The following is a 23,581-nucleotide window of genomic DNA, read 5'->3' on the forward strand; positions in this document are numbered from 1 at the left end:
AAGAACGATCCGAAGTCGCCGATCGCGGGCATGCCGATCATCGAGGCGTACAAGGCGCGCACGGTGATCGTCAACAAGCGTTCGATGGCGGCGGGTTACGCCGGTCTCGACAACGATCTCTTCTACATGGACAAGACGATGATGGTCTTCGGCGATGCGAAGAAGGTGATCGAAGACATGGTGAAGTCCGTCGATTGATGAAGTGCGCTGCGGGCGCTTTTACACGCGCCTCGCACGCTTCATCGAGTGTCGCGATCAAGCGTCACGACAATTCACTCAGCGCGGCTTCACGCCGATGCTGCGCATGAAATCCGCGAGCCGTCTTCCCTCGACATCGGGAAACGGCTCGTGCACTTTCAGGTCGTCGATATTCGCGAGCGCGAAGTGTCGAAAGTCTCCGCGCAGCTCGCACCACGCGCCGAGCGTGAAGCGCGCGCCCCAGTACGCGAGCGCGAGCGGCCACACGCGCCGCTGAGTCGCCGCGCCGTTCCTGTCCTGATAGGCGAAGCTGACCACGTGCCGCGTGTCGATCGCGCGATGCAGCGTATCGACGATCGCGGAGACATTCCCGTCGATATGAAACGACGGCGCGAAGAACGCGAGGCGGTCGATGGTCGCGCGCTTGTCGGCGGGCATCGCCGACGCGATCTTCGCGAGCGCGCCGCGTGCGCCCGCCGCCATGCTTTCGCCGCCCCATGATTCGAGCATCCGCGCGCCGGCGGCGAGCGCCGTGAGTTCTTCGGCCGTGAAGGTGAGTGGCGGCAGGCTCGCGCTGCGGCTCAGCCGATAGCCGATGCCCGGCTCTCCTTCGATTGGCACCCCCGACAATTGCAGGTCCTGCACGTCGCGATAGACGGTGCGCAGCGACACATGCAGCCAGTCCGCCAGTTGCTGCGCGGTGGTCAGACGCCGGCCGCGCAGCAGCTCGGCGATCTGGAACAGGCGGTCGGCGCGACGGGTCATCGTGGGTGTCTCGCGGAAATAGACGGGGAATCTCCCGCGATGATAGCGCCGCACGACGCGCTCCTGTCGACGGGAGTGGGCGCTTAAACGCCTACCCCCGTCCCACGCAAGATGATGGCGGTCACGTCTGCCGATGCGTTACTCGTTGGTCTTCGAATGAAGGCCGACGCGGTTGCCTTCCGTATCGGTGAAAAAGCCGATCCAGCCGATGTCGTGCGGCAACTGCACAGCAGGGCCTTCGACCTTGCCGCCTGCGCGCTTCACGCGTTCGAGCGTCGCGTTGACGGTCGGGCGCGCGTTCAAGTAGACGAGCGAGCCTGTCGACGACGGTTCCATGGTCGGGCTCTGGACGATGCAGCCGCCCGTCGACGGTTCGTCGTAACTGAAGACGGCCATCGGCATGCCGAAGTCTTCGCGGCGCAGCGTCGTATCGAGCGCGGCCTCGTAGAAGCGGACGGCGCGCTCGAGGTCGACGGAAGGGATCTCGAACCAGGCAATGGCGCGGTTGGGTTGTGCTGACATGACGTTCTCCTGTGGATGTCTCGCCGGATGGCGCAGGAGAAGTGTGCAGGCGGGCTGCTGACACCGTTCTGTCAGTAGCGTTGAGAGAAGCCGCGAGCGATAGGCGATAAAAAGCGGGCATTGCGCCCGCTTCCACTTTCACTCGATGAGCCAGCGAAACGAGCCGGCAAAGCGAAATACGGCTTACGCTTTCGGCTCGTCGGCGGCCGGCCGCTGCCTCACGCTTCCCGCGATCAGATCGAAGCGGAACAGCCGGCATTCGAGCGCGCCGTTATACAGCGGCGTCTTCGCCGATTCGCGCAGGCGCAACTGCCCCGGCAGCTTGCGATCCGACGTCAGCACGAATGCGTGCCAGCCGGTGAAGCGCTTCTTGAGCGCATCGCCGAACGACTGGAAGAACTCCGCGATATCCTGCGTATCCGCTTCCGCGCGGCGGAAGCCGCCTTCTTCACGTCCCGTATTGCGTATCTCGCCGCGCGGGCCGCGTCCGCGCACCTCGATTCGCTCGCCATACGGCGGGTTCGCAACGAGAATGCCCGCCTCGCTGACGGGCGGCGTCATGTTGCGCGCGTCGAGTTGCTTGAGCGGCAGGGCGGGAAAACCGGCGCGCTCGAAATTCGCGCGCGCCTTCTCCAGCATGTTGTCCGAGATGTCGCTGCCGAAGATCAGCAGATCGCCACGGCCCGCGCGCGCCGCGCGCTTCGCGTCTTGCGCGGCGACCTTCAGCGCTTGCCACGCCGATACGTCGTACTGCCGGAACTTCTCGAACCCGAAGCGGCGATCGACACCCGGCGCGATGTGCAGCGCGACCTGCGCGGCCTCCGCGAGGAACGTGCCGCTGCCGCACATCGGGTCGTACAGCGGCGTGCCCGGCGTCCAGCCCGTCAGGCGCAGAATGCCCGCCGCGAGGTTTTCGCGCAGCGGAGCCGCGCCCTTGTCGAGGCGCCAGCCACGCTTGAAGAGCGGCTCGCCCGAGGTATCGAGATACAGCGTGCAGTCGGTAGCCGTCACGAACGCGAATACGCGCACGTCGGGTGAGCCCGTATCGATGCTCGGACGCGCGCCCGTCTTGTCGCGCAGACGGTCGCAGATCGCGTCCTTCACACGCAGCGTCGCGAATTCGAGGCTGCGCAGCGGCGACTTGATCGCGGTGACGTCGACGCGCAGCGTTTCGTTCGCCGAGAACCATTGTTCCCAGTGCTGTTCGAGCGCGAGCGCGTAGATATCCTGCTCGTTGCGATACGAACGATGCGCGATCTTCAGCAGCACACGGCTCGCGATGCGCGAATGCAGATTGGCGGCCATGCCGGCTGCCCAGCCGCCCTTGAAGTGCACGCCGCCGGGCACCTGCTCGCCGGCGGTGAACGGCGAGCCGTTCAGATGACGCGCGGCGATCTCGGCGAGTTCGGCGGCGAGCGCGGCTTCGAGGCCGCGCGGGCAGGGGATGAAAAATTCGAAGGACATGGAGGTTGCCGCAAGGCGTGGGGTCAAGGCGACATTGTACGCGGTCGCCTCGCGGTGCCTCGGGGTCGGGCGCGCGTGGGCGCTCGCATTGCGCGCGTCATGTCTCGTTGCGCGCGCGAGCCGGCTCAGCCCTTCGACCCCGCGCTCGTCACAGACTGCACGGAAGGCGCGGAAGGCGCCGCTGAAGCAGCAGCCGGCCCAGCCGCCGACGCCGGACACGTCACGCTCGCGCCGCGCGCCGGCGCCGCCGCGAGATTGCGCACGGCGGCTGCGATTTCCGTCGAGATCTGCTGGACCGCGCGCCGATGGCCTTCGGCGAGCGCGTCATAGCCACCGGATACCGGCTCGCCGACCACGCTGCGGCACGTCAGCACCGCCTGCGTGCGCACCGCGCGCACGCTCCATACGGCGTCGATCAGCGCGTGCGAGCCGGGCCACGACTCGAAGCGCTGCACGTTCACGCTGATGCGGTACACGGGCACGCGATCGGGATACGGCGTGCCGTACACGTCGATCGTGCCCAGCTGCTGCGTCAGCGTGCTGGACAGCGCGCGGCGGATTTCGTCGCCGGGGAGCGACGCCCAGCGCTCCTGTTCGAGCACCAGCACCTGGGTCGGGCCCGTCTGCACGACGAGCTGGTTTTTCGCCACTTGCGATGGCACGTCGACGGGCGGCACTTCGATCAGAAACGCAGGGTTGCTCGCGGTACGCACGGCATCCGGCGACGCGTCGCCGGCGGAGAGCGTATAGAAGCGGCTCGCCGGCGACGAGCACGCGGCGAGCGCCGCAAGCAGCGAGGCAGACAGCGCCAGCGCGCCAACGCGCATCGTTCGGGGGACGCGGGCAAACGTCATGGCTTGTCTCCTGATTTACCGCGCAGCAGCGATTCGGGGTGGCGTTCGAGATAGTCGGATAGCGCATTCAGCGATTGCAGCGTGCGCGTCAGCTCCTGCAGCGCCTGATGTACGTCGGATTGCATCGGCGAGTCCTGTTGCAGCGTCGCTTCCGCCGAGCCGAACGTCTGCTTCGCGGCCGCGAGCGTGTCGCGCGCCTGCGGCACGACTTCCTTGTCGAGCCGGGTGAAGAGCTTGTCGGCGTTCTTCAGCGCGGTGTTCAGGTTGTTGCCGATCTGGTCGAACGGCACCTGATCGAGCTTCTTCGCGATGTCGGCGACCTGCAGTTGCAGTTCGTCGAGCGTGTTCGGGATCGTCGGCAGCTCGATCGGATCGCGCGAAACGTCGACGGTCGCAGCGGGCGCCTTCGGGAACAGGTCGAGCGCGACATACAGCTGACCCGTCAGCAGGTTGCCCGTGCGCAGCTGGCCGCGCAGGCCGTGCTTGACGAGCGCCTGCAGCATCTTGTGGCTCTCTTGCGTACCCTGGTCGGGCACGGGCTCGCCCTTGTTGCGGCGGCGCAGGCGGTCGGGATACAGGTCCATCGTGACGGGCATCGTGAAGTTCTTCGTCTGCGGATCGTATTCGACGCCGATGTTCGTCACCTGGCCGAGCACGATGCCGCGGAAATCGACGGCCGCGCCGGGCGACAGCCCGCGCAGCGACTGATTGAAGTTCATCACGACGCGCACTGGCTCGCCGTCGGGCTCGCGCATCGCATCCCCTTCATCGGAGCCGAGGCGGAACGTCATGTTGTTCGGCGCCTGAGCACCGACGGCCTGGCCCGGCGGCGACTGGAACGCGAGGCCGCCGACGATCACCGTCGCGAGCGACTGCGTGTTCAGCTTGAAGCCGCTCGAATCGAGCCGCACATCGACGCCGCTCGCATGCCACCACCGCGAATTCGTGCCGACGTACTGATCGAACGGCGCACTCACGAACACCTGCACGGTCACGCCCGTGCCGTCCTTGTCGAGTGAGAAGCCCGTCACCTGGCCGACCTGCACGCGCCGGTAGAACACGGGCGAGCCGATGTCGATCGAGCCGAGCGATTCGCCGCGCAACGTGAACTGGCGGCCTTTCTGGTCGACGGTGACGGCGGGCGGCGATTCGAGGCCGACGAACTGTGTCTGCGTCTCCGTCGCGCGGCCGCCGTCCACGCCGATATACGCGCCCGACAACAGCGTGCCGAGCCCCGACACGCCGCTTGCGCCGATGCGCGGACGCACGACCCAGAAGCGGCTGTCCTTCACCGCGAAGTCTTCGGCTTCCTTCGTCAGCTGGACCTCGACGTTGACGCGCGAATGGTTCTTCGCGAGCCTGATCGACTTCACGAAGCCGATGTCGACGTCCTTGTACTTGACCTTCGTCTTGCCCGGCTCGAGCCCTTCCGCGCTGATGAAGGTGATCGTGATGGTCGGCCCCTTTTCGAGCACCGACTTCACCACGAGCCCGACGCCGATCAGCGCCGCGATCAGCGGAATCACCCAGACGACGGAGGGCAGCCAGCCGCGTTTCGTGACGATCTCGGGTTCGGGGACGGGCGGCTCGCTGCGCGGCGCGCCGCCCGGTGGCGTCGGCTCTTGAGGGCTATTCATGTGGTGGGTCCTGAAGTATTGCGGTTCGCGCGGGCTGCGTCGCCTGTGCCTGTGTCCACGTCGTCCCAGATGAGGCGCGGATCGAACTGCATCGACGCAATCATCGTGAGGATCACGACCGACCCGAACGCGAGCGCGCCCGGCCCCGCCGTGATGACGGCGAGCGACTTGAAGCGCACGAGCGCGACCGTCAGCGTGATGACGAAGATGTCGAGCATCGACCAGCGGCCGATGCGCTCGACGATCCGGTAGAGCTTCGTGCGCTCGAGCGGACGCCACGTCGAATGACGCTGCGCGGTGATAGTCAGAAGCGCGAGCACCGTGAGCTTGAGCATCGGCACGAGAATGCTCGCGACGAACACGATGATCGCGAGCGGCCAGTCGCCCGATGTCCAGAAGTAGACGACGCCGCTCATGATGGTGTCGTCCTCCGCGCCAAGCAGCGATGACGTGTGCATGACGGGCAGCAGGTTCGCCGGAATGTAGAGCACGGCGGCGGCGATCAGGAGCGCCCAGGTGCGCATCAGACTGTCGGGATTGCGCCGGTGCAGGACCGCGCCGCAGCGTGTGCAGAGTTGCGGCTCTTTCGAGCGCACACGCGGCTGCACGCGCGAACACGCGTGACAGGCGACGAGACCGGCGCGCGAGGCCGTCGTGTATTTCATCGGCCGGTCATCCCTGGTGCGGCGCGGCTGTGCCATCGACGCCGGGTTTGTCTGCGTCGCCTCCGGCCTGATCGGCATCGCCGTCACCATCTTCGCCATCGCGCGCGTGGCGCTCGCGCCGCGCCTGCAGTACGCCGAGACCTTCGGCGACGTCCCACAGCGTGCGCGGATCGAAGGTGACGACCACGACGAACATCAGCGTGAGCGCGCCGAACGCGAACATCGCCGCCTCGGGGATTACGCGCGCGAGACTCACCATTTTCACGATCGTCACGAGCACGCCGAGCATGAACACTTCGATCATGCCCCACGGGCGCACGAACTGGATCGCGCGCAGCACCTGATTGAAGCCGGGCGGCACGATGCCGGCGCGAATGGGGATCAGCAGATAGAGCAGCGCGGTCAGTTCGGTGAGCGGGAAAAGAAACGTCGAGCAGAACACCATCACCGCGACGATCTGCATGTCTTCGTTCCACAGCGCGACGATGGCGCCGATCAGGCTGGTCTGCGACGTGATGCCGTTGGTTTCCAGCTCAACGATCGGAAAGCCCTGCGCGATCAGAAACGTGATGAGCGCGGCCATCGTCATCGCGGTGATGCCTTCGAGCCGTCCCGACGCGCTTCCATACAGCATCGCGCCGCATCGCGGGCAGCGCGCCGTCCGCCTGCGTCCGAGGCGGGGTTTCTGGAACAGCGCGTCGCATTCGTGGCAGGCAATCAGATGGTCATGTTCCATGCAGGCGATCGGAAAACAGGAAGCGATGTGTCGTCGTGTCTGTGGTTGGACCTTACAGCCGGTTACGGCGCGACGCGTGGCTTGAAAGGGCACGCGGGACGGCGCGCGGCACGGCTTGGGGGCAATAGTATCAAAGCTCGCCGGGATGACGTCCGTCGGTGTGCGCTGACGGATGTCCGGTGAATGAACTGATGTTCGTCGGCTTGCCGTGGGCCCTGTCCGACAGATGCGGCGCACACGGGTTCAAACCGCGACAGCAAATTTCGCGCCGCATGCAAAGCCGCCAGCCAGCCGAAGCGGCTTGCGGTACGATTAGCGCCGCGAGCCGTCGGAGCCGTTGGTGCGCCGGGATTGGGCGCGGCGGAATAACGGCATCGACTGCGTCGTTTAACTTACAGGTTGGCGTCAGTTCTGTTATGGCACACACTTCTTCGCTTCGTTCGTTCTCCGCACGGGCTTCGTCGTACACGTCGACGGCCATTGCGCTGCACTGGCTGATCGCGCTGCTGATCGTCTGCGGCTTTGCGCTCGGTTGGGTGATGACGGACATCCCCGGCTTCACGCCGACCAAGCTTAAGTATTTTTCATGGCACAAATGGATCGGCGTGACTGCATTCGCGCTCGTCGTGCTGCGCCTCATCTGGCGCGCGACGCATGCCGTGCCGCCGATGCCCGCTCATATGGCCGCGTGGCAGCGCGGCGTCGCGCATGTCACGCATTTCCTGCTCTATGTGCTGATGGTCGCGGTCCCTGTGTCGGGCTATCTGTACAGCTCGGCGGCGAACGTGCCCGTCGTCTATCTCGGGCTCGTGCCGCTGCCGCGTCTGATCGCCCCCGATCCGCACCTCAAGGAAGTGCTGAAGTCGGTCCACGTCGTGCTCAATTACACGCTTCTCGGGCTTGTCGTGCTGCACATGCTGGCGGCCATCAAACATCAATGGTTCGATCGCGACGGTCTGCTGTCGCGGATGATCCCTTTCCTCAAATAAGGCTAAACATGAAGGTTTCGTTCTATCGCTACATGCTCGCTGCGTTTGCCGCGGCATCGCTGGCCGCGTCGGGTGCCGCGTTCGCGCAGGTCGACATGGGCAAGAGCACGGTTACGGCGACGTCGAAGCAGATGAACGTGCCCGTCGAAGGCAAGTTCGGCAAGTTCACTGCGCAAGTCTCGTTCGATCCTTCGAAGCCGACGTCGGGCAGTGCGCAGGTCACGATCGATACGTCGAGCTACGATCTCGGCGACGAAAGCTACAACGAGCAGGTGCGCGGCAAGGAGTGGTTCGATTCGAAGACGTATCCGACGGCGACTTTCGTTTCCAGCGCGATCGCGCCTGCAGGCACCAACCAGTTCAAGGTCACGGGCAAACTGACGATGAAGGGCAAGTCGCAGACGGTCGTCGTGCCCGTCACGGTGACGAAGCAGGGCGCCGCGCAGGTCTACGACGGCTCGGTGTCCGTCAAGCGTTCGCAGTTCGACATAGGCACGGGCGAATGGAAGGATACGTCGGTGGTCGCGGACGACGTGACGATCAAGTTCCATATCGTCGCCGCAAGCAAATGATTCATCGCACGCACACAGAAAGGAGAATGAAGTGAAACCGATGTTTTTGATTGTTGCCGGCGCACTGGCGTCGTCGATTGCAGCAGGCGCGTTTGCCGCCGATACCTACCAGCTCGATCCGACGCACACCTATCCGAGCTTCGAAGCCGATCATATGGGCGGCGTGTCCACGTGGCGCGGCAAGTTCACGAAAAGCTCCGGCACGGTGATGCTCGACCGAGGAGCGAAGACGGGTACGGTGGAGGTCACGGTCGATACATCCTCGATCCAGATCGGCAACACGAAGCTCGAGGAGCATCTGCGTTCACCCGATTTCTTCGATGTCGCCAAATATCCGACGGCAATGTACAAAGGCACGGCCATCAAGTTCGACGGCGATACGCCCGTTGCCGTGGACGGCCAGTTCACGATGAAGGGCGTCACGAAGCCGCTGAGCCTGAAGATCGAATCGTTTAAATGCATCCAGCATCCTGTGCTGAAGCGCGAAGTGTGCGGCGTGGAAGCGGAGGGCGAGTTCAACCGCGCGGACTACGGGATGGACTTCGGCACCAAATATGGTTTCAGCATGAAGACGGTGCTGCACATCCAGGCGGAAGGCATCAAGCAATAAGCGCTCTCGCGCTCAATCAGCGCGCAAGCCGCTTCGTTCGCATTGGCGACGAAGCGGCTTTTTTATTGGTTTTCTCATGATGACAGTGAGGTCGGTGCACACCTGGCGCTTTCACGTCTCGTGCAGATTTCTTTTTTGCGGTACATAGTGACGGCACACGCCGGACCGGTTGTGCGCGCATCGAGTCCGGCAAACATGACAGAAGCGGGCAATTTCCGCCGATTGTCACGACAACGACTACCTCGCGCGCATCTGGAGATCTCAATGAGTTCAACGATAGCCGCGAGCGCGGCGCAAAGTCGTCCCGATACGTGGCGCACGGTGATCGCCGCATCGATCGGCAATGCGCTGGAATGGTTCGATCTCGTCGTCTATGGTTTTTTCGCCGTCGTCATTTCGAAGCTGTTCTTTCCGGCGGGCAACGATACGGTATCGCTGCTGCTGACGCTCGGCACGTTCGGCGTGTCGTTCTTCATGCGGCCCCTCGGCGCGATCGTGCTCGGCGCCTATGCGGACCGGGCAGGGCGCAAGGCCGCGCTCACGCTGTCGATCGCGCTGATGATGATGGGCACGCTGATCATCGCCGTGCTGCCGACCTGGCGGTCGATCGGAATCGCCGCGCCGCTGATTCTCGTCGTCGCGCGGCTGATGCAGGGCTTCTCGGCGGGCGGCGAGTTCGGCAGCGCCACCGCGTTTCTCGCCGAGCACGTGCCTAGCCGGCGCGGCTATTTCGCGAGCTGGCAGATCGCGAGCCAAGGCTTGACGACGCTGCTCGCCGCGCTGTTCGGCGTCGTGCTGACGGGTGAGCTGTCGCCGGAACAGCTCGCCGCATGGGGCTGGCGCGTGCCGTTCTTCTTCGGCCTGCTGATCGGGCCCGTCGCATGGTATATCCGCACGAAGCTCGACGAAACGCCCGAATTCCTCGCCGCGGAAACCACGCAGACGCCGATCCGCGATACGTTCGCGAGCCAGAAGGCGAGGCTCTTCATCGGCATGGGCATCGTCGTGCTCGGAACGGTGTCGACGTATCTCGTGCTGTACATGCCGACTTATGCGATCAAGCAACTGGGTCTCGCGCCTTCCGTGGCGTTCGCGGCCATTTCGCTCGTGGGCGTGATCCAGCTTGTATTCTCGCCGATCGTCGGTCATCTGTCGGATCGCTACGGACGTGTGCGGATCATGCTCGTGCCCGCCGTGCTGCTGTTCCTGCTGATCCTGCCGGCGTTCACGTATCTGGTCGCGCATCCGACCTTCGGTACGCTGATGCTGATGCAGATCGTGTTCGGCTTTCTCATGACGAGCTATTTCGGCTCGCTGCCGGGCCTGCTGTCGGAAATCTTCCCGGTGCAGACGCGCACGACGGGCATGTCGCTCGCCTATAACATCGCCGTGACGATCTTCGGCGGCTTCGGACCGTTCATCATCGCCTGGCTGATTCGCGCGACCGATTCGAAAGTCGCGCCGAGCTTCTATCTGATGTTCGCGGCCGTCGTGAGCGTGATCGCGCTGGTGGCGGCGCGGCGCAAGCTTGGGTTCAGGTGATCGCCCGGGTGCTATGCAGGCGCCGTAAAACGACAAAGGCCGGTTCAGTTTCGAACCGGCCTTTTGCTCCGTGACTAGAGCGTGACTTGCTCAAATTGGCCCTTGCCAGAAAAGTTATAGGGTACTTTGAATGCGGCGCCGCCCTTAATGCCTTCCGATTGCTCGATGATCCGCGGCCACCATCGCACGAGATTGTGCGCTTTGTCCCAGAACGCATGGTGCGACCATCCCTTATCGAGAAAAAATACAACTAGACCTGCTCTGCGTAGCGCCTCACGCTCCAAGCCCTTATTCAATTTGTCGTGGGTGATTACAGCCCAGCCACCCTCTTTGGAAAGGGTTTCAATCCAATAGGAGTCGACGGCATTCTGGGCGAACCTTTGCTTGAGATGCCACGTCTCGTGGCCTGAAGGCTCGCACAACGCGTGAAGGGCTTTTGCCAATGGTGGAGGGAGATTGTTGTCAACGAAAAATCTCATCCGAGGAGACTTTCTTCAAAAGCGACTGCCGCTTCCACTGCAGTGGCGGGCACTTCGAAGAGCTTCGCGACGACCACTGCGTCTCTTTCCGTTACGAATGCATCGTACAGAATTGAGGTTCTCACCGCACCATGGGTAACGATAGGCTTTCCAAAGGCGATTTCGGGATCGAGTACTACCACCTTGCTTCGTTGTGTCGGATACCAGCGGGTCGCGATGTCGTCCTGGTTGAATTCGATCCCGCGATACAGTGACGGCTCGATAACTTTACGGAACGCGTACTGTCGTTTCACCAGGTCCAACAACTCTGTTTCACCCGTTTCCTCTATTGCCGACGCGAAGATGGTCCGCCCGTCGGTCTGGAATCGGCGCGATGTGAATGGATAAGGGGTCGAGAAAAGTTCGCGCGCCAAGCGGCTTGCAAGACGGATTGTCTGCAAACTCACGCCATGTTGCCGGAACGCTTGCACAAACCGGATTTCGAGCAAGTCGTGGAAGCTGATGCCATTCAGGTCGTTATCGGCAAGCTCCGTTTCCCACAGCGGTGGCACTGAAACCAGTTCATCGTGCGTCGTATGTCGATACGAATAACCTTCGAGCCACCGGCGCAGGTCCCGTACGGGAATTTTTGTGAGCTGTGCGGCTTCATGGAAGGTGTAAAGGCCAATGCCAGTAAACTTCATTCCAATCCTCCCTTCCGCAAATTACGCCGCCGGAACATCACCGGTCCCAAAGACACGCAAAATTCTATCGAATTCTGTTCCTATGGTGCGCCCATTTGGCTTCGATCCGGTGGACGGATCATCGCCTTCTTTCCACTGTCTTTGGGATCAATCTTGCATGTACCTATGCCTGCGCTGACGGGCAGTGAGCCAGTGTCCGGGCTCTTACGAGCGTTCGAACCACTCGCGCCCCACCCGAGAATCAAAAAGGCCGGTTCAGTTTCGAACCGGCCTTTCTTTACGCTTCAGAACGACTCAAACGCAACCGATCAAACCTGCGCGCCTGCGTTCGGATCGTTCGGATCGTGGCGTTCCTTCTTGTCCTTCAGCAGGTCTTCACGCTTCACGCCGAACCACATCGCCAGTGCCGCCGCGACGAACACCGATGAGTAGATGCCGAACAGAATGCCGACCGTCAGCGCGAGCGCGAAGTAGTGCAGCGTCGGGCCGCCGAACAGGAACATCGACAGCACCATCATCTGCGTACAGCCGTGCGTGATGATCGTGCGCGACATCGTGCTCGTGATGGCGTGGTTGATCACTTCCATCACGCTCATCTTGCGTTCGCGGCGGAAGGTTTCGCGAATCCGGTCGAAGATAACCACCGATTCGTTCACCGAGTAGCCTAGCACCGCGAGTACGGCGGCCAGCACCGACAGCGAGAACTCCCATTGGAAGAACGCGAAGAAGCCCAGAATGATCACGACGTCGTGCAGGTTTGCGATCACGCCCGCGATCGCGTACTTCCACTCGAAGCGGAACGACAGATAGATCACGATGCCGGCGACCACGCAGGCGAGCGCGAGCAGGCCGTCGGTCGCGAGTTCCTTGCCGACCTGCGGGCCGACGAACTCGACGCGTTGCAGCTTCGCGTTCGCGTCCTGGCCCTTCAGCGCGGACATCACCTGGTCGCTCTGTTGCGCCGACGTCAGGCCCTGCTTCAGCGGCAGACGGATCAGCACGTCGCGCGACGTGCCGAAGTTCTGCACCTGCGCGTCGCCATAGCCGATCTTCGTCAGCGTGTCGCGCACGGGCTCTAGCGGCACCGCGCCCGGATACTGCACCTCGATGACCGTGCCTCCCGTGAACTCCACGGAAAGATGCAGCCCGCGATGCAGCAGGAAAAACACAGCGGCGATGAACGTCAGCAGCGAGATCGCGTTGAAGATCAACGCGCGCTGCATGAACGGAATGTCTTTACGGATGCGGAAAAATTCCATGTTCTCTTTCTCCGGGACTCAGCGGGATGAACCCGGTTTCTTCGTGCCATCCGGCGCGTTGCGGTTGCGCAGCGTCGGCTTGCCGGCGCGGGCTTGCGCGTTGCTGGCAGGCGCTTTCGCCTTGGCCTTTGCCTTCGGCGCCGTGGTTGCTGCCATTGCGCGCGCCGTGTCGGTGTCCGTGTCGGCGTTGTCGAGGTAAGCCGTTGCACCGTCGGCGGCAGCCGGCTTCCACACCTGGCCGACGGCCAGCGACTTCAGCTTCTTCTTGCCGCCGTACCACAGGTTCACCAGACCGCGCGAGAAGAACACGGCCGAGAACATCGACGTCAGAATGCCGATACAGTGCACCACGGCAAAGCCGCGCACCGGGCCGGAGCCGAACGCGAGCAGCGCGAGACCGGCGATCAATGTGGTCACGTTCGAGTCGAGAATCGTCGCCCATGCGTGCGCGTAGCCGTTCTGGATCGCCAGCTGCGGCGGCGCGCCGTTGCGCAGCTCTTCGCGCACGCGCTCGTTGATCAGCACGTTTGCGTCGATCGCCATACCGAGCGCGAGCGCGATAGCCGCGATGCCGGGCAGCGTCAGCGTGGCCTGCAGCATCGACAGGATCGCGATCAGCAGCAGCAGGTTCACCGACAGCCCGATCATCGAGATCAGGCCGAACAGCATGTAGTACGCGATCATGAATGCAGCGATCGCGATGAAGCCGTAGACGACGGAATCGAAGCCCTTCTTGATGTTGTCCGCGCCGAGGCTCGGGCCGATCGTGCGTTCTTCGATGATGTCCATCGGCGCCGCGAGTGAACCGGCGCGCAAGAGCAGTGCGAGGTCCGTTGCCGCTTGCGGCGTCGGCTGGCCCGTGATCTGGAAGCGGTCGCCCAGTTCCGACTGGATCGTCGCGACCGTCAGCACTTCGCCCTTGCCCTTTTCGAACAGCACCATCGCCATCGGCTTGCCGATGTTGTCGCGCGACACGCTGCGCACCGCACGGCCGCCCGCCGAATCGAGACGGATGTTGACGGAGGGACGCTGGTGCTCGTCGAATCCCGCCGACGCGTCGATGATGCGGTCGCCCGTGAAGATCACGGCTTTGCGCAGCAGCACGGGCGCCTGGTTGCCGTGCGTGAACAGCTCGTCGCCGGCCGGCACGGGATCGCTCGGGTTTGGATGCAAGCCGTTCGGATCGGCAAGACGCGCTTCGAGCGTCGCCGTGCGGCCGATGATGTCCTTCGCCTTCGCCGTGTCCTGCACGCCCGGCAGCTCGACGACGATGCGATCGGGGCCTTGCTGCTGGATCACGGGCTCGGCCACGCCGAGTTCGTTGACGCGATTATGCAGCGTCGTGATGTTCTGCTTGAGCGCCGCATCCTGCACCGTCTTTTGCACGGCCGGCGTGAACGTACCCACCACCTGCACGCCGCCGCTCGGGTTCGGCTGCGTGGCCCACTGCAGTTCGTTGACGCCCGCTTGCAGTTGCGTGAGCGCGCTCTCGGCGACGCTCTGGTCCGCGAAATTGACGACGACCGACTGGCCGACGCGGTTCACGCCGCCGTCGCGGATGTTCTTGTCGCGCAACAGCGTGCGCGCATCCGACGCGTCCGAATCCAGCTTCTTGTTCAGCGCGCCCGCCATGTCGACCTGCAGCAGGAAGTGCACGCCGCCGCGCAGGTCCAGACCCAGATACATCGGCAGCGCGTGCAGGGCCGTCAGCCAGCGCGGCGATGCGCTCTGCAGGTTCAGCGCGACGATGTATTGCGGATCGGTCGGATCGCTATTGAGCGACTTTTGCAGCAGGTCCTTGACGCGCAGCTGCGTGTCGGTGTCCTTCACGCGCACGCGAATGTTCGCGTTCAACGTGGAGTTGTCGAACGTGACGTCGTCCGGCTTGATCTGGCTCGATGCGAGCGCCGCTTCGACCAGCGACAGCGTGGCCGAATCGAGCTTCACCGTGGCCTTGCCGCTCGACACCTGCACCGCCGGCGCTTCGCCGAAGAAATTGGGCAGCGTGTACACGAGGCCGATGACGAGCGCCACCAGCATCACGACATATTTCCAGAGGGGATAACGATTCATGGAGTGGTCCAACGGGAGGTTGGCTTGATTGCGATGCGTCCGGCGATGAGCGCGGCGAGCGAAAGCGCCTGGGCGGGCTTCGACGGACGCGAGGCCGCGCCGGACGCGAGAGAGCAGGCCTTACAGCGACTTCAGGGTGCCCTTCGGCAGAATGGTCGTGACCGACGCCTTCTGCACGGTGATTTCAGTGCCTTCCGCGATTTCGACGCCAACATACGCTTCGCCGACCTTGGTCACCTTGCCGACGATGCCGCCGTTCGTTACCACTTCGTCGCCTTTCGCCATCGCGGCGAGCATGTTGCGGTGTTCCTTCTGGCGCTTCATTTGCGGGCGGATCATGATGAAGTAGAGCACCGCGAACATCAGAATCAGCGGCAGGAAGCTCATCAGGCTCGATTCGGCGCCACCTGCTGCACTGCCTTGCGCGAAGGCATTGGAAATGAACGACACGTTGGTCTCTCCGTTATAACAATCAAAAAAATCAGCCGGTTATTCTACCACCGGCCATTTACGGGACGGCACCCGGAACAGGTTTTCCTGACAGGCTGTCAAGGGGTTTGGGGTGCTTCTCCGAAAGTAAATTGTAATGTCTGCTGCGCTATGTGGGAGGATGCTTTTCGCGCGTTGCCCGACGTGCTTGCGTCGCGCGTCGTTTAACTCTGGTCCGTCCCGCGCGCCCGGTTTTCGTGAAATAGCTTCTTGAACGCGTCGAACATCTGCCCGTCGATGGCATCGCGCATCTCCTGCATCAGTTCGAGGTAGTAGTGCAGGTTGTGGATCGTGTTCAGCTGCGCGCCGAGAATTTCGCCGACGCGATGCAGATGGTGCAGATAGCCGCGCGTGAAGTTGCGGCACGTGTAGCAGCCGCATTGCTCGTCGAGCGGGCGCAGCGAGTTCTTGTGCGTCGCGTTGCGGATCTTGATGTCGCCATAGCGCGTGAAGAGCCAGCCGTTGCGTGCGTTGCGGGTCGGCATCACGCAGTCGAACATGTCGACGCCCGCCGCGACGCCCGCGACGAGGTCTTCCGGCGTGCCGACGCCCATCAGGTAGTGCGGCTTGTCGGCGGGCAGCTTCGGACCGATGTGGTTGAGCACGCGCATCATGTCTTCCTTCGGCTCGCCGACGGACAGCCCGCCGATCGCGAAGCCGTGAAAGCCGATCTCCGACAGCCCCGCGAGCGACTCGTCGCGCAGGTCTTCGAACATGCCGCCCTGGACGATGCCGAAGAGCGCGTTCGGATTGCCGAGCCGGTTGAATTCGTCGATCGAGCGCTTGGCCCAGCGCATCGACATGCGCATCGAGTCGGCGGCGTCCTGGTGCGACGTCGGCACGCCGTTGGTCGCGTAGGGCGTGCATTCGTCGAACTGCATCACGATGTCCGAGTTCAGCACCTTCTGGATCTGCATCGACACTTCCGGCGACAGGAACAGCTTGTCGCCGTTGATCGGGGACGCGAACGTCACGCCGTCCTCGGTGATCTTGCGGAGATCGCCGAGCGAGAAGACCTGAAAGCCGCCCGAATCGGTGAGAATCGGCCGCTTCCAGCCCATGAAGCCGTGCAGGCCGCCATGCGCCGCGATCGTTTCGAGACCGGGGCGCAGCCAGAGGTGAAACGTGTTGCCGAGGATGATTTGCGCGCGGATTTCTTCGAGCTCGCGCGGCTGGATCGCCTTCACGGTGCCGTACGTGCCGACAGGCATGAAGATCGGCGTTTCGATTACGCCGTGATTGAGCGTCAGACGTCCGCGGCGCGCCTGGCCGTCGGTTTTCAGCAGCTCGAACTTCAGTCCGTTGTCGGGGCGAACGTGGTCGCCGAGGTAGGCGCCGTGGTCCGCGCGTGCAGCGTTGTTGTGACCGTCGGTCATCTTCTTGTACTCCTGTGCCACCAGAAAACAGTCTGGCGCAGATGATATACGCCGCCAGAAAATTTCCGGCGGCGGTGATGGTTTATGCGTTCAGCGCGTCGTCGCTGCGCGTGAGCAGCATCGCGTCGCCGTAGCTGAAAAAGCGGTAGCGCTCCTCGATTGCATGCCGATACGCCGCGCGTATCGTCTCGATGCCCGCGAACGCGGACACGAGCATCAGCAAGGTCGACTTCGGCAAATGGAAATTCGTCACCAGCCGGTCGACGACGCGAAACCCGTAGCCCGGCGTGATGAAAATATCCGTGTCGGCGCTCGTCGCGGCAAGCGGGCGGCCCGCAGCTTCGGCGTCGCGCGCGGCGGCTTCGAGCGCACGCATCGACGTCGTGCCCACCGCGATCACGCGATTGCCGCGCGCCTTCGTCGCCGCGATCCTGTCCGCGAGCGACTGCGGCAACTGATACCACTCGCTATGCATCTTGTGCTCGGCGATGTTCTCGACGCGTACCGGCTGGAACGTGCCCGCGCCGACGTGCAGCGTGAGCGTCGCGCGCTCCACGCCTTTTTCGTCGAGCCGCGCGAAGATCGAATCGTCGAAATGCAGCCCGGCCGTGGGCGCGGCGACAGCGCCTGGGTTTTGTGCGTACACCGTCTGGTAGCGCGTTTCGTCGAATGCGTCGGGGTCGTGCTCGATATACGGCGGCAGCGGCAGGCGGCCGAACTGCTCGATGAGCGTGAGGCAGTCGTCCGGGAAATGCAGCGTGTAGAACGGCTCGACGCGCTCGCCGACGGTGACGTCGAACGCATCGGCGAGGCGCAGCGTCGTGCCCGGCCCCGGGCTCTTGCTCGCGCGGATCTGCGCGAGCGCGGTGCGCTCGCCCGTCAGGCGCTCGACGAGCACTTCGATCTTGCCGCCACTGGCCTTCTGGCCGAGGAACCGCGCCTTCAGCACTTTGGTATCGTTGAATACGAGCAGATCGCCCGCGTCGATGAGATCGGGCAGATCGGCGAAACGGCGGTCCGCGAACGTCGCGGGCTTCGTCTGCCCGTTTACTTCGAGCAGACGGCTCGCGCTGCGCTCGGGCAGGGCGACTTGCGCGATCAACTCGGGTGGCAGGTCGAAATCGAAATCGGAAAGCGTGAACATGCGGACTGATGTGATGCGCTGATGCGATAGAAACTGGATTGCCGTCTCGGACGGGACAAAGCTGGAACGAAGCCGGACGGGCGACGGGATCGACGACGCGATCCATAGCGGGTACGCCAGCGGCCGTCGAGCGGCTATGATTGCGGGACATTGCCGCAGCGGTCATCGATGCGCGCCCGACAGACGCGCGCTGCCCGCGAAACTTCTGAAGCCGATATTGTACTTGCGAAGCGACTCATGCCTTTGTCCGATACCCGTTCCCCCCTCGACACCGATGACGCCGGCGCCCCGAAGAAGCGCCGCGCCGCGCGGAGCAAGGCGGGCGAGGATGCGGCTCAGGAGTCCGGTGTGCCCGACGCACAAGGCGCTCAAGGCGCGAAGAAGCCCGCCGCAAAAAAAACCACGGTCGCGAAAACGGCCGACAAGCTAGCGAAGCTCGGCCTCACGCGCGACATCGATCTCGTGCTTCATCTGCCCATGCGCTACGAGGACGAAACGTCGCTGACGCCGATCGGCGAACTGCTGCCCGGCGGCGTCGCGCAGACGGAAGGTGTCGTGTTCGACAACGAGATCGCGTACCGGCCGCGCCGTCAGTTGCTGGTGAAGATGCGCGACGACGCAGGCGACGCGCTGATCCTGCGCTTCCTCAATTTCTACGGCTCGCAGGTCAAGCAGATGTCGGTCGGCGTGCGGCTGCGCGTGCGCGGCGACGTGCGCGGCGGCTTCTTCGGGATGGAAATGGTGCATCCGGCGGTGCGCGTCGTCGATGAAGACACGCCGCTGCCGCAAGCGCTCACGCCCGTCTATCCGAGCACGGCGGGCGTCTCGCAGGCGTATCTGCGCAAGGCAATCGACAACGCGCTGTCGCGCACGTCGTTGCCGGAGCTGTTGCCCGAGCCCGTCGCGCGGCAATATTTGCAGCCGCTCGACGTGCCGCCGCTGATGGACGCCGTGCGCACGCTGCACCATCCCACTTCGCATGCCGACGAAACGGCGCTGATCGACGGCACGCATCCCGCGTGGACGCGCATCAAGTTCGAGGAACTGCTCGCGCAGCAGATGTCGCTCAAGCGCGCGCACGAAGAGCGCCGCACGCGCGCCGCGCCCGCGATGCCGCGCCGCTCGCCCGCCGACGAGGCATCGCTCGTCGCGCGTCTGTTGAAGGCGCTGCCGTTTGCGCTGACGGGCGCGCAGCAACGCGTGAGCGCGGAGATCGCGCACGATCTGACGCAGCCGCATCCGATGCAGCGTCTGTTGCAGGGCGACGTCGGCAGCGGCAAGACGATCGTTGCAGCGCTCGCGGCCGCGCAGGCCATCGACGCCGGTTATCAGGCCGCCATGATGGCGCCGACCGAAATTCTCGCCGAACAGCACGCGCGCAAGCTGCGCGGCTGGCTGGAGCCGCTCGGCGTGACGGTCGCGTGGCTCGCAGGCAGCCTCAAGACGAAGGAGAAGCGCAGCGCGCTCGAAGCGGCGGCGCTCGGCACCGCGCAACTCGTGATCGGCACGCACGCGATCATTCAGGACGCGGTCGAGTTCGCACGGCTCGGCCTCGTGATCGTCGACGAACAGCATCGCTTCGGCGTCGAGCAGCGGCTTGCGCTGCGCGCGAAAGCGCAAAACGCCGCCGACGGCGCACGCGATTTCCAGCCGCATCAGCTGATGATGTCCGCGACGCCGATTCCGCGCACGCTCGCGATGACGTACTACGCGGACCTCGACGTATCGACGATCGACGAGCTGCCGCCCGGCCGCACGCCGATCCTGACCAAGCTGGTATCGGACGCACGCCGCGACGAAGTGATCGGCCGCGTGCGTGAGGCGGCCTTGACGGGACGCCAGGTGTACTGGGTCTGTCCGCTGATCGAGGAAAGCGAGACGCTGCAATTGCAGACGGCCGTCGAAACGTACGAAACGCTCATCGCCGCGCTGCCGGAACTGAAGGTCGGCCTCGTGCATGGGCGGCTCACGCCCGTCGAGAAAGCGGCCGTGATGGACGCGTTCACCCGCAACGAAGTGCAGTTGCTGGTCGCGACCACGGTGATCGAAGTGGGCGTCGACGTGCCGAATGCATCGCTGATGGTGATTGAGCACGCGGAGCGCTTCGGGCTCGCGCAACTGCATCAGCTGCGCGGACGGGTGGGGCGCGGCAGCGCGGCGTCGGTGTGCGTGCTGATGTATTCGGGACCGCTGTCGATGACGGCGCGCGCGCGTCTGCAGACGATGCGCGAAACCACCGATGGCTTCGAAATCGCCCGTCGCGACCTCGAAATTCGCGGCCCTGGGGAATTTCTCGGCGCGCGGCAGTCGGGTGCCGCGATGCTGCGTTTCGCGGATCTGGAAAACGACGGCTGGCTGATCGAACCGGCGCGCGAGGCGGCCGCGACGCTGCTCGCGCAGTATCCGAACGTCGTCATGCAGCATCTTTTGCGCTGGCTGAACACGCGTGAGCAGTATCTGAAGGCGTGACGAGGCTTGACGGGGAAGCGCTTGCGCGTTGCAGCACAAGTGAAGGCGGCTTGAAGGTTGGCGAATTGGCCCCATAGGTGTATAACAGAAACCTATCGAATCTATCGCCCTGATTGGTCCCCAATGACCCTCACAGAACTGAAATATATCGTCGCCGTTGCCCGCGAGCGCCATTTCGGCCGCGCGGCGGAAGCGTGTTTCGTGAGCCAGCCGACGTTGTCCGTCGCGATCAAGAAGCTCGAAGACGAACTGAACGTGCAGATCTTCGAACGCGGCACGAGCGAAGTCAGCGTCACGCCGATCGGGGAACAGATCGTCACGCAGGCGCAGCGCGTGCTCGAACAGACGCTCGCGATCAAGGAAATCGCGAAGCAGGGCAAGGACCCGCTCGTCGGGCCGCTGCGCCTCGGCGTCATCTACACGATCGGACCGTACCTGCTGCCGACGCTGGTCAAGCAGATGATCAAGCGCGTCCCGCAGATGCCGCTGATGCTGCAGGAAAATTACACGCTCAAGCTGATCGAACTGCTCAAGCAGGGCGAGATCGATGTCGCGATCATGGCGCTGCCGTTCCCGGAAACGGGTTTGATGCTGCGTCCGCTGTACGACGAACCGTTTGTCGTCGCGCTGCCGTCGGGGCATGCGTGGGAGTCGCGTCACAAGATCGACCCGACCGACCTGAAGCAGGAAACGATGCTGCTGCTCGGCAGCGGTCACTGCTTCCGCGATCACGTGCTCGGCGTGTGTCCGGAACTGATGCGCTTCTCGCAGAACGCCGACGGCATCCAGAAGACGTTCGAAGGGTCGTCGCTGGAAACGATCCGGCATATGGTCGCGAGCGGCGTCGGCATTACCGTGCTGCCGCGCATGTCGGTGCATGAAGTGAAAGCGCACGCGGGCGGCGTCGATTCGGGCCTGCTCAGCTACGTGCCGTTCGACGATCCGGTGCCGGATCGCCGTGTCGTGCTCGCGTGGCGCAAGAGCTTCACGCGGATGCCCGCCATCGACGCGATCTGCGACGCCGTCGCCGCATGCGATTTGCCGGGTGTGAAGAAGCTCGATCTTCCCGCCGCCGTCAATTGACAGCTTTGCTGGCGCATCCCGGTTCTCGGGATGCACCACTCGCCTGCCGCCCCAGCCGCCTTCTGCATGAGGCGAAAACTATTGAATGCATAAAATTAATCAAATCGTCGCATTTGATAGTTTTTTATAAACTTTCCTCCGTGGGTCGCCGAGATCCGTCACAACCAATCGGAGGAATCATGCAGCCATCTACGTCGTCGCTGATCCAGTCTGTTTCCCTGTCGCCGCAGCAAGCGGCTCCGTCCGTGAATGCCGCGTCCAGTTTCAGGACCGTCGCGTTCTCGCTGCTGGTCGATCGCGCGCTGGCCGCCTGAAGCGCTTTTCCTCTTATTCGAATTCCGCAGGACGGCATTCGCCAGAACTACCAAGGAGAACAGATATGTCTGAACGCAATCTCGCGACCGCCTCGGGCGCACCGGTCGCCGACAACCAGAACTCGTTGACAGCCGGCCCGCGCGGCCCGGTCGCGTTACAGGACGTGTGGCTGATTGAAAAGCTCGCCCACTTCGACCGCGAAGTGATTCCCGAGCGCCGCGTTCACGCAAAGGGTTCGGGCGCGTTCGGCACGCTGACGGTGACGCACGACATCTCGCGCTACACGAAAGCCAAGGTTTTCTCGGAAGTCGGCAAGGAAACGCCGCTTTTCATGCGCTTTTCGACGGTCGCGGGCGAGCGCGGCGCCGCCGACGCCGAACGCGATGTGCGCGGCTTCTCGATCAAGTTCTACACGGAAGAGGGCAACTGGGACGTGGTCGGCAACAACACGCCCGTGTTCTTCATTCGCGATCCGTTGAAGTTTCCGGACTTCATTCACACGCAAAAGCGCGATCCGTACACGAACATGCGAAGCGCGACGAACGCGTGGGACTTCTTCTCGCGTCATCCGGAGTCGCTGCATCAGGTGACAATCGTGATGAGCGATCGCGGCATTCCGAAGAACTATCGGCAGATGCACGGCTTCGGCTCGCACACGTTCTCGTTCATCAACGAGAACGACGAGCGCTTCTGGGTGAAGTTCCACTTCAAGTCGCTGCAGGGCATCGAGAACTACACCGACGCAGAAGCCGCGCAGGTCGTCGCGAGCGACCGCGAGAGCGCGCAGCGCGATCTGATCGGTTCGATCGACAGTGGCAACTTCCCGAAGTGGCGTTTCCAGATTCAGGTGATGCCCGAAGCGGATGCAGCGACGTATCGCTACAACCCGTTCGACATCACGAAAGTGTGGCCGTACAAGGACTATCCGCTGATCGATGTCGGCGTGATCGAATTGAATCGCAACGCGCAGAACTACTTCGCGGACGTCGAGCAGGCCGCGTTCACGCCTGCGAACGTGGTGCCGGGCATCGGCTTCTCGCCGGACCGTCTGTTGCAGGGCCGTCTGTTCTCGTACGGCGACACGCAGCGCTATCGCCTTGGCGTGAATCACCATCTGATTCCCGTGAACGCGTCGCGTGCGCCGAATGCGCGCTCGTTCCACCGCGACGGCGGCATGCGCACGGACGGCAACCTCGGGGGCAACGTGAACTACGAGCCGAACCGCTTCGGCGACTTCGCGCAGGACCGCAATGCAATCGAGCCGCCGCTCGCGGCGGGTAACGTCGATCGCTACAACCATCGCGAGGACGAGGACTACTACAGCCAGCCGGCGGCCCTTTTCCGGATCTTCGATGCGCGCCAGCGCGAGCGTCTCTTCGCCAATATCGCGCGGGCAATCGAGGGCGTGCCGGCGGATATCGTCGCGCGTCAGGTCGAGCACTTCCGCAAGATCGATCCGGCGTACGCGGACGGCGTGGTCGCGGCTATCGAAGCTCTTGCGCAGGCGAAGTGAAGTGGCGGGCGAGTAGTGATTGAGCCACCCGCATTGAGGCAACGAGGTTGCATGGGACCAGAGTAAGTGCTCTGCCTGGGGCTGGAGTAAGTGCTAAAGCACCAACTCCAGCCGACAGCTAAAGCGCCAACTCTGGTCGACAGC

General features: G+C 63.5%; 23 protein-coding genes. 9 read left to right on the forward strand and 14 right to left on the reverse strand.

Translation table 11 applies throughout. The features are described 5' to 3' along the window. A partial coding sequence (locus tag BMW76_RS26720; protein WP_143062334.1) for an NAD(P)(+) transhydrogenase (Re/Si-specific) subunit beta occupies nucleotides 1-198 on the forward strand: 198 nt, incomplete at its 5' end. Nucleotides 199-276: 78 nt separating this feature from the next. Here the strand turns inward: BMW76_RS26720 and BMW76_RS26725 are convergent. The 7 genes from BMW76_RS26725 to BMW76_RS26755 all read right to left on the reverse strand — a co-directional run bounded on the left by BMW76_RS26725 (nucleotide 277) and on the right by BMW76_RS26755 (nucleotide 6,841). Further along, nucleotides 277-1,017 (reverse strand): helix-turn-helix transcriptional regulator, encoded by a 741-nt coding sequence (locus BMW76_RS26725; protein WP_407669026.1) that lies wholly within the window; start codon nucleotides 1,015-1,017, stop codon nucleotides 277-279. A gap of 84 nt (nucleotides 1,018-1,101) precedes the next feature. Then, nucleotides 1,102-1,485, reverse strand: a complete 384-nt coding sequence (locus BMW76_RS26730) for a VOC family protein (RefSeq protein ID WP_090870697.1) — start codon at nucleotides 1,483-1,485, stop codon at nucleotides 1,102-1,104. A gap of 183 nt (nucleotides 1,486-1,668) precedes the next feature. After that, complete coding sequence (locus BMW76_RS26735; protein ID WP_090870699.1) at nucleotides 1,669-2,949, reverse strand: THUMP domain-containing class I SAM-dependent RNA methyltransferase; 1,281 nt, start codon at nucleotides 2,947-2,949, stop codon at nucleotides 1,669-1,671. 125 nt (nucleotides 2,950-3,074) lie between these two features. Next, the gene (locus tag BMW76_RS26740; protein ID WP_090870701.1) at nucleotides 3,075-3,803 is read right to left on the reverse strand and encodes a PqiC family protein; all 729 of its coding nucleotides are present in this window, start codon (nucleotides 3,801-3,803) and stop codon (nucleotides 3,075-3,077) included. Further along, the gene (locus BMW76_RS26745) at nucleotides 3,800-5,440 is read right to left on the reverse strand and encodes a PqiB family protein (RefSeq protein WP_090870704.1); all 1,641 of its coding nucleotides are present in this window, start codon (nucleotides 5,438-5,440) and stop codon (nucleotides 3,800-3,802) included. Before BMW76_RS26745 ends, BMW76_RS26740 begins: the two co-directional genes overlap by 4 nt. After that, nucleotides 5,437-6,105 (reverse strand): paraquat-inducible protein A, encoded by a 669-nt coding sequence (locus BMW76_RS26750; protein ID WP_090870706.1) that lies wholly within the window; start codon nucleotides 6,103-6,105, stop codon nucleotides 5,437-5,439. Before BMW76_RS26750 ends, BMW76_RS26745 begins: the two co-directional genes overlap by 4 nt. 7 nt (nucleotides 6,106-6,112) lie before the next feature. Further along, nucleotides 6,113-6,841 carry a paraquat-inducible protein A gene (locus BMW76_RS26755; protein WP_090870708.1) on the reverse strand — a complete coding sequence of 243 codons (729 nt, stop codon included), beginning with the start codon at nucleotides 6,839-6,841 and terminating at the stop codon, nucleotides 6,113-6,115. A gap of 416 nt (nucleotides 6,842-7,257) precedes the next feature. Here BMW76_RS26755 and BMW76_RS26760 point away from each other — a divergent pair, with 416 nt between their 5' ends. From BMW76_RS26760 to BMW76_RS26775, 4 genes are all read left to right on the forward strand, one after another. Then, nucleotides 7,258-7,830, forward strand: a complete 573-nt coding sequence (locus BMW76_RS26760) for a cytochrome b (RefSeq protein ID WP_090870711.1) — start codon at nucleotides 7,258-7,260, stop codon at nucleotides 7,828-7,830. 8 nt (nucleotides 7,831-7,838) lie between these two features. Then, nucleotides 7,839-8,402 carry a YceI family protein gene (locus BMW76_RS26765; RefSeq protein ID WP_090870713.1) on the forward strand — a complete coding sequence of 188 codons (564 nt, stop codon included), beginning with the start codon at nucleotides 7,839-7,841 and terminating at the stop codon, nucleotides 8,400-8,402. Between the two features lie 40 nt (nucleotides 8,403-8,442). Next, complete coding sequence (locus BMW76_RS26770) at nucleotides 8,443-9,012, forward strand: YceI family protein (protein WP_090870715.1); 570 nt, start codon at nucleotides 8,443-8,445, stop codon at nucleotides 9,010-9,012. Nucleotides 9,013-9,276: 264 nt separating this feature from the next. Next, nucleotides 9,277-10,554, forward strand: coding sequence for an MFS transporter (locus BMW76_RS26775; protein ID WP_090870717.1), 1,278 nt, complete (start codon nucleotides 9,277-9,279; stop codon nucleotides 10,552-10,554). Between the two features lie 74 nt (nucleotides 10,555-10,628). Here the strand turns inward: BMW76_RS26775 and BMW76_RS26780 are convergent, their stop codons facing one another. The 7 genes from BMW76_RS26780 to queA all read right to left on the reverse strand — a co-directional run bounded on the left by BMW76_RS26780 (nucleotide 10,629) and on the right by queA (nucleotide 18,057). Then, a complete protein-coding gene (locus BMW76_RS26780) occupies nucleotides 10,629-11,033 on the reverse strand; it encodes a PIN-like domain-containing protein (RefSeq protein WP_090870719.1) in 405 nt (134 codons plus the stop codon). Next, nucleotides 11,030-11,716: a MerR family transcriptional regulator gene (locus BMW76_RS26785; protein WP_090870722.1), complete on the reverse strand. Its 687-nt coding sequence runs from the start codon at nucleotides 11,714-11,716 to the stop codon at nucleotides 11,030-11,032. The genes BMW76_RS26780 and BMW76_RS26785 overlap by 4 nt, the downstream gene beginning before the upstream one ends. A 308-nt stretch (nucleotides 11,717-12,024) precedes the next feature. After that, nucleotides 12,025-12,975 (reverse strand): protein translocase subunit SecF, encoded by a 951-nt coding sequence (gene secF / locus BMW76_RS26790; protein WP_090870724.1) that lies wholly within the window; start codon nucleotides 12,973-12,975, stop codon nucleotides 12,025-12,027. Nucleotides 12,976-12,993: 18 nt separating this feature from the next. Next, a complete protein-coding gene (secD, locus tag BMW76_RS26795) occupies nucleotides 12,994-15,048 on the reverse strand; it encodes a protein translocase subunit SecD (protein ID WP_090870727.1) in 2,055 nt (684 codons plus the stop codon). A gap of 120 nt (nucleotides 15,049-15,168) precedes the next feature. Next, a complete protein-coding gene (gene yajC / locus BMW76_RS26800) occupies nucleotides 15,169-15,498 on the reverse strand; it encodes a preprotein translocase subunit YajC (RefSeq protein WP_012401902.1) in 330 nt (109 codons plus the stop codon). A gap of 203 nt (nucleotides 15,499-15,701) precedes the next feature. Continuing rightward, the gene (gene tgt, locus BMW76_RS26805; protein ID WP_245763400.1) at nucleotides 15,702-16,913 is read right to left on the reverse strand and encodes a tRNA guanosine(34) transglycosylase Tgt; all 1,212 of its coding nucleotides are present in this window, start codon (nucleotides 16,911-16,913) and stop codon (nucleotides 15,702-15,704) included. An 82-nt stretch (nucleotides 16,914-16,995) separates the two neighbouring features. Then, a complete protein-coding gene (queA, locus tag BMW76_RS26810; protein WP_090870729.1) occupies nucleotides 16,996-18,057 on the reverse strand; it encodes a tRNA preQ1(34) S-adenosylmethionine ribosyltransferase-isomerase QueA in 1,062 nt (353 codons plus the stop codon). A gap of 237 nt (nucleotides 18,058-18,294) precedes the next feature. Here queA and recG point away from each other — a divergent pair, with 237 nt between their 5' ends. The 4 genes from recG to BMW76_RS26825 all read left to right on the forward strand — a co-directional run bounded on the left by recG (nucleotide 18,295) and on the right by BMW76_RS26825 (nucleotide 23,437). After that, complete coding sequence (gene recG / locus BMW76_RS26815) at nucleotides 18,295-20,526, forward strand: ATP-dependent DNA helicase RecG (protein WP_090870731.1); 2,232 nt, start codon at nucleotides 18,295-18,297, stop codon at nucleotides 20,524-20,526. 123 nt (nucleotides 20,527-20,649) lie between these two features. After that, nucleotides 20,650-21,609, forward strand: a complete 960-nt coding sequence (locus BMW76_RS26820; RefSeq protein WP_087732579.1) for a LysR substrate-binding domain-containing protein — start codon at nucleotides 20,650-20,652, stop codon at nucleotides 21,607-21,609. A 179-nt stretch (nucleotides 21,610-21,788) separates the two neighbouring features. Beyond that, the gene (locus BMW76_RS42490) at nucleotides 21,789-21,923 is read left to right on the forward strand and encodes a hypothetical protein (RefSeq protein ID WP_281248553.1); all 135 of its coding nucleotides are present in this window, start codon (nucleotides 21,789-21,791) and stop codon (nucleotides 21,921-21,923) included. Nucleotides 21,924-21,988: 65 nt separating this feature from the next. Continuing rightward, on the forward strand, nucleotides 21,989-23,437 hold the full coding sequence (locus tag BMW76_RS26825) for a catalase (RefSeq protein WP_090870733.1): 1,449 nt from the start codon (nucleotides 21,989-21,991) through the stop codon (nucleotides 23,435-23,437). Nucleotides 23,438-23,581: the final 144 nt, after the last annotated feature.

The sequence above is a fragment of the Paraburkholderia diazotrophica genome (assembly GCF_900108945.1).
Taxonomy (GTDB): Bacteria; Pseudomonadota; Gammaproteobacteria; order Burkholderiales; family Burkholderiaceae; genus Paraburkholderia; species Paraburkholderia diazotrophica.